14 protein-coding genes are annotated in these 14,467 nt (G+C 65.3%); 11 read left to right on the top strand and 3 right to left on the bottom strand.

Annotated elements, in window-relative coordinates; genetic code table 11:
- The first annotated feature begins 154 nt into the window (after positions 1-154).
- Positions 155-607, top strand: coding sequence for a helix-turn-helix domain-containing protein (locus ACZ9BC_RS16420; RefSeq protein WP_079595481.1), 453 nt, complete (start codon positions 155-157; stop codon positions 605-607).
- A gap of 95 nt (positions 608-702) precedes the next feature.
- Here the strand turns inward: ACZ9BC_RS16420 and ACZ9BC_RS16415 are convergent, their stop codons facing one another.
- Positions 703-1,230, bottom strand: coding sequence for a MarR family winged helix-turn-helix transcriptional regulator (locus tag ACZ9BC_RS16415; protein ID WP_476246859.1), 528 nt, complete (start codon positions 1,228-1,230; stop codon positions 703-705).
- Positions 1,231-1,271: 41 nt separating this feature from the next.
- Between ACZ9BC_RS16415 and ACZ9BC_RS16410 the strand changes: the two genes are divergently transcribed.
- From ACZ9BC_RS16410 to dapF, 6 genes are all read left to right on the top strand, one after another.
- Positions 1,272-1,496 (top strand): DUF3046 domain-containing protein, encoded by a 225-nt coding sequence (locus ACZ9BC_RS16410; protein ID WP_115525025.1) that lies wholly within the window; start codon positions 1,272-1,274, stop codon positions 1,494-1,496.
- 211 nt (positions 1,497-1,707) lie between these two features.
- The gene (gene recA / locus ACZ9BC_RS16405; protein WP_079595873.1) at positions 1,708-2,763 is read left to right on the top strand and encodes a recombinase RecA; all 1,056 of its coding nucleotides are present in this window, start codon (positions 1,708-1,710) and stop codon (positions 2,761-2,763) included.
- A gap of 147 nt (positions 2,764-2,910) precedes the next feature.
- Positions 2,911-3,417, top strand: coding sequence for a regulatory protein RecX (locus tag ACZ9BC_RS16400; RefSeq protein WP_115525043.1), 507 nt, complete (start codon positions 2,911-2,913; stop codon positions 3,415-3,417).
- 3 nt (positions 3,418-3,420) lie between these two features.
- Complete coding sequence (gene miaB, locus ACZ9BC_RS16395) at positions 3,421-4,980, top strand: tRNA (N6-isopentenyl adenosine(37)-C2)-methylthiotransferase MiaB (protein WP_476246858.1); 1,560 nt, start codon at positions 3,421-3,423, stop codon at positions 4,978-4,980.
- A 3-nt stretch (positions 4,981-4,983) separates the two neighbouring features.
- Entirely contained in the window at positions 4,984-5,880 is an 897-nt protein-coding gene (gene miaA / locus ACZ9BC_RS16390; protein ID WP_476246857.1) for a tRNA (adenosine(37)-N6)-dimethylallyltransferase MiaA, read from the top strand.
- Between the two features lie 42 nt (positions 5,881-5,922).
- Positions 5,923-6,867 carry a diaminopimelate epimerase gene (gene dapF, locus ACZ9BC_RS16385; RefSeq protein ID WP_476246856.1) on the top strand — a complete coding sequence of 315 codons (945 nt, stop codon included), beginning with the start codon at positions 5,923-5,925 and terminating at the stop codon, positions 6,865-6,867.
- On the opposite strand, the gene ACZ9BC_RS16380 is transcribed toward dapF, so the two are convergent.
- Positions 6,839-7,462, bottom strand: coding sequence for a class I SAM-dependent methyltransferase (locus ACZ9BC_RS16380; RefSeq protein WP_476246855.1), 624 nt, complete (start codon positions 7,460-7,462; stop codon positions 6,839-6,841). The two genes, dapF and ACZ9BC_RS16380, sit on opposite strands and share 29 nt — an antisense overlap.
- A gap of 446 nt (positions 7,463-7,908) precedes the next feature.
- Here ACZ9BC_RS16380 and hflX point away from each other — a divergent pair, with 446 nt between their 5' ends.
- A complete protein-coding gene (gene hflX, locus ACZ9BC_RS16375; RefSeq protein WP_476246854.1) occupies positions 7,909-9,486 on the top strand; it encodes a GTPase HflX in 1,578 nt (525 codons plus the stop codon).
- The gene (locus ACZ9BC_RS16370; protein WP_476246853.1) at positions 9,479-11,536 is read left to right on the top strand and encodes an ATP-dependent DNA helicase; all 2,058 of its coding nucleotides are present in this window, start codon (positions 9,479-9,481) and stop codon (positions 11,534-11,536) included. The genes hflX and ACZ9BC_RS16370 overlap by 8 nt, the downstream gene beginning before the upstream one ends.
- Before the next feature lie 116 nt (positions 11,537-11,652).
- On the opposite strand, the gene lexA is transcribed toward ACZ9BC_RS16370, so the two are convergent.
- Positions 11,653-12,390 carry a transcriptional repressor LexA gene (gene lexA, locus ACZ9BC_RS16365; RefSeq protein WP_079595471.1) on the bottom strand — a complete coding sequence of 246 codons (738 nt, stop codon included), beginning with the start codon at positions 12,388-12,390 and terminating at the stop codon, positions 11,653-11,655.
- A gap of 355 nt (positions 12,391-12,745) precedes the next feature.
- On the opposite strand from lexA, the gene ACZ9BC_RS16360 reads away from it, so the two are divergent.
- Positions 12,746-13,204 carry a LysM peptidoglycan-binding domain-containing protein gene (locus tag ACZ9BC_RS16360; RefSeq protein ID WP_476246852.1) on the top strand — a complete coding sequence of 153 codons (459 nt, stop codon included), beginning with the start codon at positions 12,746-12,748 and terminating at the stop codon, positions 13,202-13,204.
- Between the two features lie 83 nt (positions 13,205-13,287).
- A complete protein-coding gene (locus ACZ9BC_RS16355) occupies positions 13,288-14,406 on the top strand; it encodes a histidinol-phosphate transaminase (RefSeq protein WP_476246851.1) in 1,119 nt (372 codons plus the stop codon).
- Positions 14,407-14,467 lie beyond the last annotated feature (61 nt).

The raw sequence follows: 14,467 nt of genomic DNA, 5'->3' as shown, positions 1-14,467 counted from the left end.
GAAGTTACCGGGCGTAAAGTTACCGGGAACAAAAGCCGGTACCGATTAGTTATTACATTGTGTCGCTTCCGAAGAGCGGAGGCGCCTAGGATGAAAACACCACGACGGTTCGCTCCACGGCGGACCTGACCAATGAGGGAGCAAGGCGATACAGATGGTAAAGCAGCCCGTATCCGTAAACGGCGTTGTCCGCTGGAAGGATGTGGGCCTCGCCGATCAGGCTAAGAGCGAACAGAAGGAGCGCAAGATGGTTGTACTTCGTCACGAAATTGGTGATGTCCTGCGCGATGTCCGCCAGCGTCAGGGGCGCACGCTCCGTGAAGTTTCGCACAGCGCCCGTGTCTCCCTGGGATACCTCAGTGAAGTGGAGCGCGGCCAGAAGGAAGCGTCATCCGAGCTTTTGTCCTCGATCTGCTCGGCCCTGGATGTTCCGTTGTCTAGCATGCTCCGTGAAGTCAGCGACCGTGTGGCAGTAGCCGAAGGCGTTGCCGTTCCGGACACCGTTCCCCAGGAATTCTCTCAGCGTTACGGCCGCGACCTTGAAAGCGACCTTAACAACGAGCTCAACGACGAACTTTCCACCGGTCTTCTCTCCGGCGCCCGGTAAGGGCAGTCCCCACGCGAAGTGGGCCCTGGAATACATGAAGCCCCTGGCCGTAGGCCAGGGGCTTCATCGTTCCTGTCCGGCATAGGACCGGTTCGTCAGTCCCGGCCTCCGGCTGATGCAGGCCCGTCTTTGGGGAACCCGTCCCGCTCGTAGGTGGAGTTCAGCATCGCCATATAGCGCGCCAGTTCTTCCAGGTCCTGCACCGGCCATTCGCCCAGGCGCTCACGGAAAACCTGCCGCCGGGCGTCCTGTACCTGGTGCATCTTCTCCTCGCCCTTTGGCGTGAGCCGGATTGACTGCGCCCGGCCGTCCAGCGGGTCTGCCTCCTTGGACACCAGCCCGATGCTTTCGAGGAACGCAATTTGGCGGCTGACGGACGGCTTGCCCACGCCGATGTTCATGGCAAGGTCGGTGAGCCGGATGGGGCCCTCGCGCCGGATGACGGTCAGCAGGCCGTAGGCTGCCGGCTCCATGTCCGGGTGGACCTGGCGGGACAACTGGTTCGAGATGGCACGCGCCCGGCGCCAGAACAGGCTGATCTGGTGTTCGACGTTCTGCAGCGCAGCATCGACTGTCGCTTCGTCTGGGCGCCTGTCCGGCAGTGCATCGGGGGAGTTGCTCATGGCAACAATTCTAGGGTCCCGGAGCGTGAGAGAATTTTCGGATGCGAATCAGCGACTACTGGCGGCTCATGGATGACGAATTCGGTGCAGGGTACTCCCGCGTGCTGAGCAGCACCCTGGTCCTGGCCGGCGTAGGCAGCCGGACTGCAGACCAGGCACTGGCCGCCGGTGTGGAACCGCGCAAGGTGTGGCTCGCCGTCTGTGATGTCCAGGATGTTCCTGCGGAACGACGGCTGGGACGCGACATCAAACCCCTTCGGGACTAGCAGTCCCTGCCGGTTGTCCATCACCGGCATTTCCCCTGACACGCCGCGCCGCTGTTCGAATACCTGTTCGGATAAAGCTATGCTTTCCATAACGGGTTATCCACATAGCCGTCGTCATCCGGCAGGAATGTCAGTGGGTCCCCTTAGCGTCAGAGATGACCAATAAACGGCCGCTGAGGCCACCATCGAGAAAGCATTAGAGGTGTCAACCATGGCGGCAGCCCCGGATCGTGCAAAAGCGCTGGAAGCAGCACTTGCCCAGATTGACAAGCAGTTCGGCAAGGGCTCGGTCATGCGCCTGGGCGATGAAGTCCGTGCCCCGATCGAAGTCATCCCCACAGGTTCCATCGCACTGGATGTCGCCCTGGGAATTGGCGGCCTGCCCCGCGGCCGCGTCGTGGAGATCTACGGACCGGAATCCTCCGGTAAGACCACCGTTGCCCTGCACGCGGTGGCAAACGCCCAGCGCCAGGGCGGTATCGCGGCGTTCATCGATGCCGAGCACGCCCTGGACCCGGAGTACGCGGCCAAGCTGGGCGTGGACACGGATGCCCTCCTCGTCTCACAGCCGGATACCGGTGAACAGGCCCTGGAGATCATGGACATGCTGGTCGGCTCGGGCTCCCTGGACGTCATCGTCATTGACTCCGTCGCAGCCCTGGTGCCCCGCGCCGAAATCGAAGGCGACATGGGCGACAGCCACGTGGGCCTCCAGGCACGCCTCATGAGCCAGGCCCTGCGTAAGATCACCGGCCGCCTGAGCCAGACCAAGACCACCGCCATCTTCATCAACCAGCTCCGCGAAAAGATCGGTGTTTTCTTCGGCTCCCCTGAAACCACCACCGGTGGTAAGGCCCTGAAGTTCTACGCTTCAATCCGCATCGACGTACGCCGTATCCAGACCCTGAAGGAAGGTGCCGATTCCGTCGGCAACCGGACCAAGGCGAAGATCGTCAAGAACAAGATGGCCCCGCCCTTCAAGGTGGCCGAGTTCGACATCATTTACGGCCAGGGCATTTCACGTGAGGGCGGCATCATCGACATGGGTGTTGAGCACGGCATCATCAAGAAGTCCGGCTCGTGGTTCACCTACGATGGCGACCAGCTCGGCCAGGGCATGGAGAACTCGCGGCGGTTCCTCCGCGACAACCCGGAACTGGCAGCGGAACTCGAGCGCCTGATCAAGGAAAAGCTTGGTGTCGGCGTGAAGCCGGCGGAGCCCGAATCCAAGGACTCGCCCAAGCTGAAGGCCGTCGACGGGTTCTAGCAGTTGACGGGAAGTGAACGGGAGCGGCGGCACCGGAGTGCCGGAGGCCGCCCACGCGGTGCCCGCCGGGCCACCCCTGTTGAAGGGGTGGCGGGCGGGTTCGAGGATCCTGAGGCTCCGGGGTTTGGCGATGCCGAGCCCGATCCGGTGTCGGTTGCGCAGGCCATCGTCTACCGCCAGCTGACTGCTTCCGCCAAGAGCCGGCTGCAGCTGGCACGCAAACTCGCCGAACGGAACATCCCGGAAGACGTCGCCGAGGCGGTGCTGGACAAGTTCGAGGAAGTCCGGCTGGTTGATGACGCCGAATTCGCCGACATGTGGGTCCGTAGTCGCTCCCAGTCCCGGAAGCTGGCAAAGGGCGCGCTCCGGCGTGAACTCGCTGAGAAGGGCATCGACCAGGAGACTGCCAGCGCAGCGCTGGAGCAGCTCTCTGACGCCGACGAGGAAGCTGCGGCGCGGACCCTGGTGGAACGGAAGATCCGTCCAGGGACGGACCTCGGCGACCGGGCTGAGCGGGACAAGGCAACCCGGCGCCTGGCGTCCATGCTCGCGCGCAAGGGCTACCAGCCATCCCAGGCATTCCGGATCGTCGGTGAGGTCCTCGATTCCCACGCCGCTCCCGACAATGACCAGCCGGGAAGCCGGTACCCTTAACAGGTGAGTTTGACCATTCCTTCCCCCCTTTCCGGCGCCAACTCCTCCGAAGAGAACGCACCCGCTGTGCTGTCCGGCGGGCTTAAGCCGCGCACGTACCAGGTGCGGACGTTCGGCTGCCAGATGAACGTCCACGACTCCGAGCGGATGGCCGGAATGCTCGAGGACGCCGGCTACATCCCCGCCGACGGCGAGCAGGCGGATGTTGTGGTGTTCAACACCTGTGCGGTGCGTGAAAACGCCGACAACAAGCTCTACGGCAACCTGGGCATCCTGGCACCCGTGAAGGCGGCCAACCCGGGAATGCAGATCGCGGTGGGCGGATGCCTTGCCCAGAAGGACCGCGAAACCATCCTCAAAAAGGCGCCCTGGGTGGACGCCGTCTTCGGCACCCACAACGTGGGTGCCCTGCCTGCGTTGCTGGACCGGGCCCGGCACAACAACGAAGCCCAGCTGGAAATCCTGGAATCCCTGGACGTCTTCCCGTCCACGCTTCCCACCAAGCGGGACTCCGTCTACTCGGGCTGGGTGTCCATTTCGGTGGGATGCAACAACACCTGCACGTTCTGCATCGTGCCCGCTCTCCGGGGTAAGGAGAAGGACCGGCGCCCCGGCGACATCCTTGCCGAAATCCAGGCCCTCGTGGACGACGGCGCCATCGAGGTCACCCTCCTGGGCCAGAACGTCAACTCCTACGGCGTGGAGTTCGGTGACCGGCAGGCCTTTTCCAAGCTCCTGCGGGCCTGCGGCGACATCGAAGGCCTGGAACGCGTGCGGTTCACCAGCCCGCACCCCGCAGCATTCACTGACGACGTCATCGACGCCATGGCAGAAACCCCAAATGTCATGCCGCAGCTGCACATGCCGCTGCAGTCCGGCTCTGACGGCATCCTGCGCGCCATGAAGCGCTCCTACCGGTCAACGAAATTCCTGGGCATCCTGGACAAGGTGCGCGAAAAGATCCCGCACGCCGCCATCTCAACGGACATCATTGTCGGTTTCCCCGGGGAGACCGAGGAAGACTTCCAGGCCACCCTGGACGTGGTGGAGAAGTCCCGTTTCGCCACCGCCTTTACCTTCCAGTACTCCAAGCGTCCGGGTACGCCCGCCGCGGACCTGCCGGACCAGCTGCCCAAGGCAGTAGTCCAGGAACGCTTCGAACGGCTCACCGCCCTGCAGGACCGGATCGCCGCAGAAGAAAACCGGAAGCAGCTGGGCCGCCGCGTGGAAGTCATGGTCACCGCGCAGTCCGGACGGAAGGCCGGGGAAACCCACCGGTTGTCCGGCCGGTCCGAGGACCAGCGGCTGGTGCACTTTTCCGTCCCTGACGGGGCGCCGGCCCCGCGTCCTGGGGACCTCGTAACAGTCACCATCACCGAGGCTGCCGCCTTCCACCTCGTGGCCGACCCCACCATCGGGGACTACAGCCTCCGCCGGTCACGAGCCGGTGACGCCTGGGACAGGTCACAGGCGGATTCCTGCGGCTCGCCTGCACCCGGCTCCGGTGCCGGCCGCACGGGAGTCTCCCTCGGCATGCCGTCGCTGCCGCTGCGCACGCGCTGACCGGTGGGCACCCCGCCAGTCATCGCCGTCGTTGGCCCCACCGGTTCCGGCAAGTCTGACCTGGCCGTCAGCCTTGCCCTTGAGCTGGACGGCGAAGTGGTCAATGCCGACGCCATGCAGTTCTACCGCGGCATGGACATCGGCACCGCGAAGGTCACCCAGGCCGAACGCAGGGGAGTACCGCACCATCTCCTGGACATCCTGGACGTCACGCAGGAAGCGAGCGTCTCCGATTTCCAACAACAGGCGCGGCAGCTCATCGGCGAAATCCACGCCCGGGGAAAGCGGGCCATCCTGGTGGGCGGGTCGGGTCTGTACGTGCGGGCTGCACTTGATGTCCTGGAATTCCCGGGAACCGACCCGCAGCTGCGCCAGCGGCTGGAGGCAGACCTCGCTGCCCAGGGTACGTCCGCTCTCCTCGCCCGGCTCCATGCAGTGGACCCGGTCTCGGCCGGCCGGCTGTCCGATGACAGACGGATCATCCGGGCCCTGGAGGTATATGAACTGACCGGCCGTCCCTTCAGCTCCTTCATGCCGCAGCGGGAGTACGTCCAGCCCGCCGTGCAGATCGGCCTTGCTGTGGACCGCGAGGCACTCCGGGAGCGTCTGGCGCGGCGGGTTTATGCGATGGTGGACAACGGTTTGCTGGCCGAGGTGCGGCGGCTCGACGCACAGGGGCTTCGCAAAGGAAAAACAGCACCCCGGGCGCTGGGCTACTCCCAGTTCCTGCAGGTGATCGACGGTACAGCGACCGAAGTAGAGGCAGCGGAAGACACCATCGTCGCCACCCGCCAGTTCGCACGCCGCCAGCTCACCTGGTTCCGTGCCGACCCCCGGATCAGTTGGCTGGACTGGCAGGACACGCACCTGCTCGACCGGGCCGCGGCGCTCTGCCGGTAGCCGGTTTCCAGCCCGCCGGGCACGGCCGGTACCCTTGGATCCATGGATGCAACCCTGGCAGAGACCACCGCGCCCGCTTTCCGTACGCTCGGCGGACTCCGCTTCTCGAAGGGGCACGGCACAGGCAACGATTTCGTCCTGGTAGCCGATCCCGAGGGTGCCCACAACATCACGGCCGACCAGGTTGCGGCGCTGTGCGACCGGCACCGCGGCATAGGCGGCGACGGCCTCATCCGGGCGGTGCCCTCGCGGTTCCTCCCCGAGGGGCGTGAACTGCTGGCCGGCACCCCCGAGGCAGAGTGGTTCATGGACTACCGGAACGGCGATGGCTCACTCTCGGAGATGTGCGGCAACGGCGTCCGCGTTTTCGTCCACTTCCTCCGCTCGGAGGGCCTCATCGACCTTCCCGACGGCGGTGCCCTCACCATCGGCACGCGGGGCGGGGCCAAGACGGTGGTCCGTACCGGCGATGACTACGCGGTGGACATGGGTCCCTGGGAATTCATCTTTCCCGGTGAGGCCACTGCCAAGGCCATGGATTCCCTGGTGACCGCCGAAGGCCTTGAAGTTCCGCGCCCGGCACTGTCCGTCAGCATGGGCAATCCGCACACGGTCGTTGCCCTTGCCGAGTTGTCGGAACTGGCGGGAACCCGGCTGTTCACTCCGCCGGGCGTCGAGCCCGTTCCTGCCAACGGCACCAACGTGGAGTTCGTTGTTCCGTCCGAACCGCTGGTCCACGATGGCGTCGGGTCCGTCACCATGAGGGTCCACGAACGCGGTGTGGGGGAGACCCAGTCCTGCGGTACCGGAGCCTGCGCCGCCGCCGTCGCCATCCGGCACTGGGCCGGTGCCGAAGCACCTGACACCTGGCGCGTCCACGTCCCCGGAGGAGTGGTGGGCGTCAAGTTCTTCGCCGGCCCCGGAGGGCACGAGCATGTCGAGCTCAGCGGCCCGGCCGTTATTGTGGCAACCGGGACGCTTTCCTGACCTTCAGGATCCGGAAGGACTTTGACGTTGATTCCCGGGTCACGGTGAAGGCGCTGCCGAGTTCGGCCGCCAGCCAGCGCTGAAGGGAATCCGATCCCAGGTTCTTCTGCACCACCAGCCAGGCGGTACCGCCCGGCGCCAACCGTGGCAGCCACAGGGTCAGCAGGCTGTGCAGCTCATCCTTGCCGATCCTAATGGGGGGATTGGACCAGATGGTGTCGAAGCGGACGTCCGGGTCCACTGCCTCCGGGGTGCTGGCAACAACGTTGGACAGGCCCAACGCGGCGGCGTTTTCGTTGGTCAGCGCGATGCACCGCTCATTGACGTCCACGGCGTAAACCTGGGCGTGCGGTGCCCGCAGGGCCATGGTGAGGGCGATGGGGCCCCAGCCGCAGCCAATGTCCAGCAGGTTTCCCGTGGGGGCGGGCGCCGGAACTTCGGCCAGGAGGATGGCCGTTCCCTTGTCGATCCCGTCCGGGCTGAAGATGCCGGTGGAAGTCTGCAGCCTGCGCGTTTCACCGGCCAGTTCAACAGCGAGGGGCTTGCGGGTAAAGGGGCCGGCGGGCGATGCGCTGAAATAGTGTGCGGACTCCATAACTGGCCAGAGTAGTTCCACTTGCAGCGTAATGGGAAACTGCCCCCAACCACGCTCTGCTAATCTGGGAGGCATGTTCCTGATCTTCGAGTAGCCGGCACGGGCAAAGCCCGTCCCGAAGCCTGTCCTTCCGCGACAGCCTGTCCCGCAGCGATGCAGGTTTTTCCTTCCGCTTGTGCACCGGACCAGACGCATCCCCGTTTGCTCCGGCAGCCGGACAACACTCGAAAGTCAGCATTCCGCTGGTCCTCTCGCCGTTTTTCCGGACCGTTCCGTTCCGCCGCCCGTCTTTGGTGCGGCACGTCCGCCGCCGTCCCTTCCCGGGCGCCGGCGCAAAAACTTCCCAGGAGAACCGCATGACCGCAGGCCGTCAGCCCAGCGCGAATACTTCCCCACAGACCAGCAATCGGCACTATTCTGGAAATGCCGAACCTTCAAAGGAGACCATGACCAGCCAGCCCAACACCGGATCCGATTCTGCCGCCCAGGACATGAGTCCTGAGGAAATCCAGGCTGTTATCGACCGGATTCTCTCCAAGGACGTACCGGCCAAAAACCTCAGCACGCCCCCCACCGACGAACGCGGAGACGGGAAGGTGCTGGGCAAGGCCCAGGCCATTTCCCGCCTGGATGAAGAACACACCACGTTCGACGGCGACCAGCAGGACCTCGAGGAACGCCGCGCCCTGCGCCGTACGGCAGGTCTTTCCACCGAACTTGAAGACGTCACCGAGGTCGAGTACCGCCAGCTCCGCCTGGAGCGCGTGGTCCTCGCCGGTCTCTGGTCCGACGGAACCCTCGCCGACGCCGAGAACTCCCTGCGGGAGCTTGCAGCCCTCGCGGAAACGGCGGGCTCCGAGGTCCTGGACGGCCTGGTGCAGCGCCGGGCCAAGCCGGACCCCGGAACGTTCCTGGGCTCCGGAAAAGCCCTGGAACTCAAGGACATCGTGATGTCCACCGGTGCGGACACCGTGGTGGTGGACGCCGAGCTTGCCCCGTCCCAGCGGCGCGGGCTTGAAGACATCGTCAAGGTCAAGGTCATTGACCGCACGGCACTGATTTTGGACATCTTCGCCCAGCACGCCAAGAGCCGCGAAGGCAAGGCGCAGGTTGAGCTTGCCCAGCTCGAATACCTGCTTCCCCGCCTCCGCGGCTGGGGCGAGTCCATGTCCCGCCAGGCCGGTGGCCAGGTGGGCGGCGCAGCGGCCGGTATGGGTTCCCGCGGTCCCGGTGAGACGAAGATCGAACTGGACCGCCGGCGGATCCGCACGCGCATGGCCAAGCTGCGGCGCGAGATCGCCGCGATGAAGCCTGCCCGCGAAACCAAACGCGCCAACCGCCGTCGTAATGCCGTCCCGTCCGTGGCCATCGCCGGGTACACAAACGCCGGCAAGTCCTCGCTGCTCAACCGGCTGACGGACGCCGGCGTCCTGGTGGAGAACGCCCTGTTCGCCACGCTGGACCCCACAGTCCGCAAGGCGGAGACGGCGGACGGCCTGGGATACACCCTGGCCGACACCGTGGGTTTTGTCCGGTCGCTGCCCACCCAGCTCGTGGAGGCATTCCGCTCCACCCTGGAGGAGGTCGCCGACGCCGACCTGATCCTGCACGTGGTGGACGTGTCGCACCCGGACCCGGAAGGGCAGATCGCCGCAGTCCGCAAGGTCTTCAGCGAAGTGGATGCCCGCAAGGTTCCCGAAATCATCGTCCTGAACAAGGCCGATGCGGCGGACCCCTTCGTGGTGGAACGGCTGAAGCAGCGCGAACCGCGCCACGTGGTGGTGTCGGCACGCACCGGTGAAGGAATCGCAGAGCTGCTGAAAGCGATCAGCGACGCCATTCCACGGCCCAGCGTCAAGCTGGAACTGCTCATTCCGTACAACCGCGGTGACCTGATCAGCAAGCTCCACGAGTCTGACGCCGAGATCATCAGCGTGGACCACGTTGAGGCTGGTACCCGTGCCGTGGTGATGGTGCGGGAAGGCCTCGCGGCCGAACTGGAATCATTCATCAGCAATGACTGACGCCGTGGCCGGCGAAGCCACGGACACGGCCGGCGGGCAGTTCGTTATCGAACTGCTCGACCGGGCCGTGGCCGCCATGGGCGGCCAGAGCCGCGCGGGGCAGCACGAGATGGCCAAACAGGTTGCCCGGGCCATCGAAACGGGCAACCACCTGCTCGTCCAGGCAGGAACGGGTACCGGTAAGTCGCTGGCCTACCTGATACCCCTGATCGCGCACGCCCTGGAGAGCAACAAACCCGCCCTGGTCTCCACGGCAACGTTGGCACTGCAGACGCAGATCGTGGGCAGGGACCTGCCCCGGCTCCTCAAAGCCATCACGCCTGCCCTTGACCGGCCCGTCAAAGTGGCCCTGGTGAAGGGCCGGTCCAATTACGTCTGCCGGCACAAGCTGGAGGGCGGGTTCCCGTCCGAGGAACCTTCCGAGGGCCAGCTCTTTTCGCTGGGGGAGGACACCAGCGTTCCCCACTTCGCAGCGACGGTGGGCGGACCGGCGTCCCAGCTCGGAAAAGAAGTGGTGCGCCTGCGTGAATGGGCGGAGAAGACCGCAACCGGCGACCGTGACGAACTCCTGCCCGGCGTAACGGACCGGGCGTGGCGGCAGGTGTCGGTGACGTCCATGGAATGCCTGGGCGCCCAGAAGTGCCCGATGGCTGCGGAGTGTTTCAGCGAGCTTGCCCGGCAGGACGCCGCGGAAGCCGACGTTGTGGTCACCAACCACGCCATGCTGGCTGTCAGCGCTTTCGAGGGCCTGGCGGTCCTTCCCGAATACGACGTCGTGGTGGTGGATGAAGCCCATGAACTCCAGGACAGGGTCACGGGTGCGGTGTCGGGCCAGCTTTCGGTGGCCATGATCCACGCGGCAGCTTCCGGGGCGCGGAAGCATACGGCCATCACGGTGGATGCGCTCAACGCCGCAGCCGCGAATCTTGAGCTCGCCCTCGCGGGCGTGCCCAACGGGCTGCTTCCGAACGGGCTGAATGACGAACAGCTGGACTGCATCGACCAGCTGCGTGAGGCCTGCCGCGCGGCGCTGTCCGACTCCAAGGGGGACAGCAGCACCACGGCCGACGGCGGCAGGCAGCTTGCGCGGTCCCGCCTGATGCTCATCCTGGAACTTTGCGAACGGCTCCTCGCTGCCCGCGAGAACCGGGAGGTGGTGTGGTTTTCACGCGCCAGCTCCTTTGATCCCGCCCAGGGCTATTCACAGCCGGACGAAACAGCGCCGGCCCTGATCAACATCGCACCGCTGTCCGTCGCCGGACGGTTGCGGGAGGGGCTTTTCGCCGGCCACACCGTGGTTTTGACGTCTGCCACGCTTGCCATCGGTTCCGCTTTCGAACCGGCCGCCGGCGGGCTGGGCCTGGTGGGCGAGGGTGCTCCCAGCTGGACCGGCGTGGACGTGGGATCGCCCTTCGACTACCCGAAACAGGGCATCCTCTATGTGGCCGGGCACCTGCCCAAACCCGGCAGGGGTGCGTCCCCTGAATCCCTGGCTGAGCTGGAGGCGCTCATCCGTGCATCGGGCGGCGGAGCGCTCTGCCTCTTCTCCTCCAGGCGCGCCGCGGAAGAAGCCGCCGAGGCCCTCCGGCCCAAGCTGGGCATGACCGTCCTCTGCCAGGGCGACTCCACCATGACGGCCCTGGTCAAGCAGTTCGCCGACGAGCCCGACACCTGCCTGTTCGGCACTATGTCCCTCTGGCAGGGAGTGGATGTGCCGGGCGGGTCCTGCCGGCTGGTGGTCATCGACCGGATTCCGTTCCCGCGGCCGGATGATCCCCTCATGACAGCACGTTCCCGGGCGGTGGCCCAAGCCGGCGGAAACGGCTTTATGTCGGTCTCGGCAACCCACGCCGCCATTCGGCTGGCGCAGGGAGCCGGCCGGCTGATCCGGTCCACCGGCGACAAGGGAGTAGTGGCAGTTCTGGATTCCCGGCTGGCCACGGAGCGGTATGCAGGATTCCTGCGGGCTGCCCTGCCGCCGTTCTGGGCCACCACGGACCGGAAGACCGCGGTGGCGGCCCTTGAGAGGCTGGCAGGGGAGTCCAACTGAGGCGATTCCAACTGAAAAGACGGCACCTTCCCTGAACTGAACTGCTCCCCGGGACCAGTTCAAACCCGGGAAGGTGCCGTCTTTTGGATTTTTGGCTGTAACAGGCCTTGTTGTTCCTAGAGTGAGCGCAGGACCGAGACCACTTTGCCCATGATGGTGGCGTGATCGCCAAGAATGGGTTCGTACTGCGTGTTCTGCGGGAGCAGCCATGTGTGGCCGTCACGCTGGCGGAAGGTCTTGACGGTGGCTTCATCGTCCAGGAGCGCGGCCACGATGTCGCCGTTGGCGGCGTCCGCCTGGCGGCGGACCACCACCCAGTCGCCGTCGCAGATGGCTGCGTCCACCATGGAGTCACCAGCCACTTTGAGCATAAAGAGCTCGCCCTGGCCCACCAGTTGGCGGGGCAGCGGCATGACATCCTCCACCAGCTGGTCCGCCAGGATGGGGCCGCCGGCAGCAATGCGGCCAACCAGGGGAACCATTGCCGTATCCAGTGCCGTGGGCAGCGCGGTGACTGTTGCGCCGGCGCCAGGCGCCGAAGCGGCCGCAGGCTGGTTCGCCGTCTTGGCCGCCCCGCCGTCTAACGTGAGGGGCATCAGCACCTCCATGGCGCGCGGCCGCTTCGGATCCCGGCGGAGATATCCCAGTTTCTCCAGCTGCGAGAGCTGGTGCGTCACGCTTGAGAGGCTTGCGAGCCCCACCGTATCGCCGATTTCACGCATGGACGGCGGATAGCCGTTGTCATTGACGGAGCGCTGGATGGTTTCGAGGATTTTTTTCTGCCGGGGGGTCAACCCTTTGGCGGTCTTCTTCGGCTGCGGGGCTGCCCTGCCCCCGGTGGCTGCTGCTGCCATATTCGCCAATGCCTTTCGGTTGCCACCGGGCTTGTCGCTGCGCCGGACTGGGTGAGCTTCCCTCAATGTCAGACCCTGCTGATCAACTTCAAGGGTGGTTGTTCTTTCCTTCAAAACTAGGCCAGCCACATTGCTTTTTCAAACATTTGTTCTAGCGAGTCTCGACATTGTTCGTTGATAGGTGCTAAAACTGAAGGAGCAAAGTTCGAACATGTGTTCTACTCGAAGCTTGCATCATTCGAATACAGCGTGCGTTTTTCGAAGAACCAGCCGGAGTGCCGGCGGTGCAGCAGCGGAGCGGGACATAGAAGCAGCAAGGTCGGGCAGCACAGTACGGTCCAGGAGGGCTCAGTTCATGTCAGCTATATCCGCTTCGCAGGCCAAGGGTCCGCGCGTTCATTCCCATCAGCCAGCACACCAGCTTCTGTCGCAGCGGGACAGGTCCCGGTCCGCGCAGGTGCCGGCGGGTACGCCGGAGTCTCCGGGCAAGCCGGCGCCCCTGCCGCCGTTGCGCCTGACGCGCCGGGGCAAGATTGTCCTGATTGGGATTCCCTTGGTGCTGTTGGCTGCCCTGCTGCTTTCCCTGGCGGGATTCTTCAACTCGCCCGCCAAGGCGTCCGATGCGCCGGAGGACCTGTCGGTGACCCCCACCGTCACTGTGACCGTCCAGCCCGGTGAGTCGCTGTGGGCCATCGCTGGCACTGTTGCCCCTGACCGGGACGCCCGCGATGTGATTGCGGACATCGTCCAGCTCAACAACCTCCCGGCCGGAGCAGTCCTCCCCGGGCAGCAGCTCTACGTCCCCACCCGCTGAAGCCGCAGAGGTCCGTGCACGCTGAGCGCGAACAGGGGGCCGTCACATTTTCCGGTCTCCGGAACGGCCACTAAACTGTTCAGGTGAATGACCAGCTTGAGCGTCTGAACCGGCTTCCCCTCCGCAGCAACCTCCGCGGGCTGACCCCCTATGGGGCGCCTCAGCTGGATGTCCCCATCCTTCTCAACGTCAACGAAAACACCCATGGTGTTCCCGCGGACGTACGGGCCGCCATCACCGCCGCGGTAACGGAGGCCGCCGCCGGGCTCAACCGCTACCCGGACCGGGAGTTCACCGAGCTTCGGCAGGCGTTGGCCGAGTACCTGGGGCATGGACTGGATGAGACCAATCTCTGGGCGGCCAACGGTTCCAACGAGGTGCTCCAGCAGATCCTGCAGGCATTCGGCGGTCCGGGCCGTACGGCGCTGGGCTTCCCTCCCACGTATTCGATGTACCCGCTGCTCGCCAGCGGCACCGACACTGAATACATCACAGGCGAACGCGCCGAAGGGTACGGCCTCAGTGCCGAATCCGCAGCACGCCAAGTCAAGGAACTGCAGCCAAACATCGTTTTCCTGAGCTCGCCCAACAACCCCACCGGCACGGGTTTGGGACTGGATGTTGTGGAGGGCGTCTATTCCGCCGGTGAGGCCAGCCAGACAATCGTGATCGTGGACGAGGCTTACCACGAATTTGCCCACGACGGCACGCCGAGTGCCCTGACCCTGCTGCCGGGGCGCGAGCGGCTCATTGTCACCCGGACCATGAGCAAGGCTTTTGCCCTGGCCGGTGCCCGGCTGGGCTACATGGCCGCAGCACCCGAGGTCACGGACGCCCTGCGCCTCGTCCGGCTGCCCTACCACCTGTCCGCCGTCACCCAGGCCACGGCCCTGGCCGCCCTGCAGCACCGCGAGGCACTGATGGCCGATGTTGATGACATCAAGCGGCAGCGTGACCGGATCGTCTCGGAACTGACCAGGATGGGCCTCAAGCCCGCTGCCTCGGACTCCAACTTCGTCTTCTTCGGCGGACTGGATCGGCCCCACGACGTCTGGCAGCAGCTGCTGGACGCCGGTGTGCTCATCCGGGACGTCGGAATCCCCGGCCACCTGCGCGTGACCGCCGGGACTGAGACCGAAACCACAGCCTTCCTCACGTCCCTGGAAAGCATCCTTGCAAGCCAGGCTGCCCTTCCAGCCTAGACTTGACGTACCGGGCGCTGGGCGCCCCCGAATCAAACCTTCTGCCTTAAAGGACACCTGA

The organism is Pseudarthrobacter sp. TE3704, assembly GCF_056279405.1.
The sequence above is the reverse complement of the archived record's forward strand: the minus strand, read 5'-3'. Positions and strand labels throughout refer to the sequence as shown.

Bases quoted from the DNA above. Each gene is read 5' to 3' on its own strand.
- hflX (WP_476246854.1), top strand. From the start codon at position 7,909: ATGACCAGCCAGCCCAACACCGGATCCGATTCTGCCGCCCAGGACATG.
- recA (WP_079595873.1), top strand. From the start codon at position 1,708: ATGGCGGCAGCCCCGGATCGTGCAAAAGCGCTGGAAGCAGCACTTGCC.
- dapF (WP_476246856.1), top strand. From the start codon at position 5,923: ATGGATGCAACCCTGGCAGAGACCACCGCGCCCGCTTTCCGTACGCTC.
- ACZ9BC_RS16420 (WP_079595481.1), top strand. From the start codon at position 155: ATGGTAAAGCAGCCCGTATCCGTAAACGGCGTTGTCCGCTGGAAGGAT.
- ACZ9BC_RS16415 (WP_476246859.1), bottom strand. From the start codon at position 1,230: ATGAGCAACTCCCCCGATGCACTGCCGGACAGGCGCCCAGACGAAGCG.
- ACZ9BC_RS16360 (WP_476246852.1), top strand. From the start codon at position 12,746: ATGTCAGCTATATCCGCTTCGCAGGCCAAGGGTCCGCGCGTTCATTCC.
- lexA (WP_079595471.1), bottom strand. From the start codon at position 12,390: ATGGCAGCAGCAGCCACCGGGGGCAGGGCAGCCCCGCAGCCGAAGAAG.
- ACZ9BC_RS16380 (WP_476246855.1), bottom strand. From the start codon at position 7,462: ATGGAGTCCGCACACTATTTCAGCGCATCGCCCGCCGGCCCCTTTACC.
- ACZ9BC_RS16410 (WP_115525025.1), top strand. From the start codon at position 1,272: ATGCGAATCAGCGACTACTGGCGGCTCATGGATGACGAATTCGGTGCA.
- ACZ9BC_RS16370 (WP_476246853.1), top strand. From the start codon at position 9,479: ATGACTGACGCCGTGGCCGGCGAAGCCACGGACACGGCCGGCGGGCAG.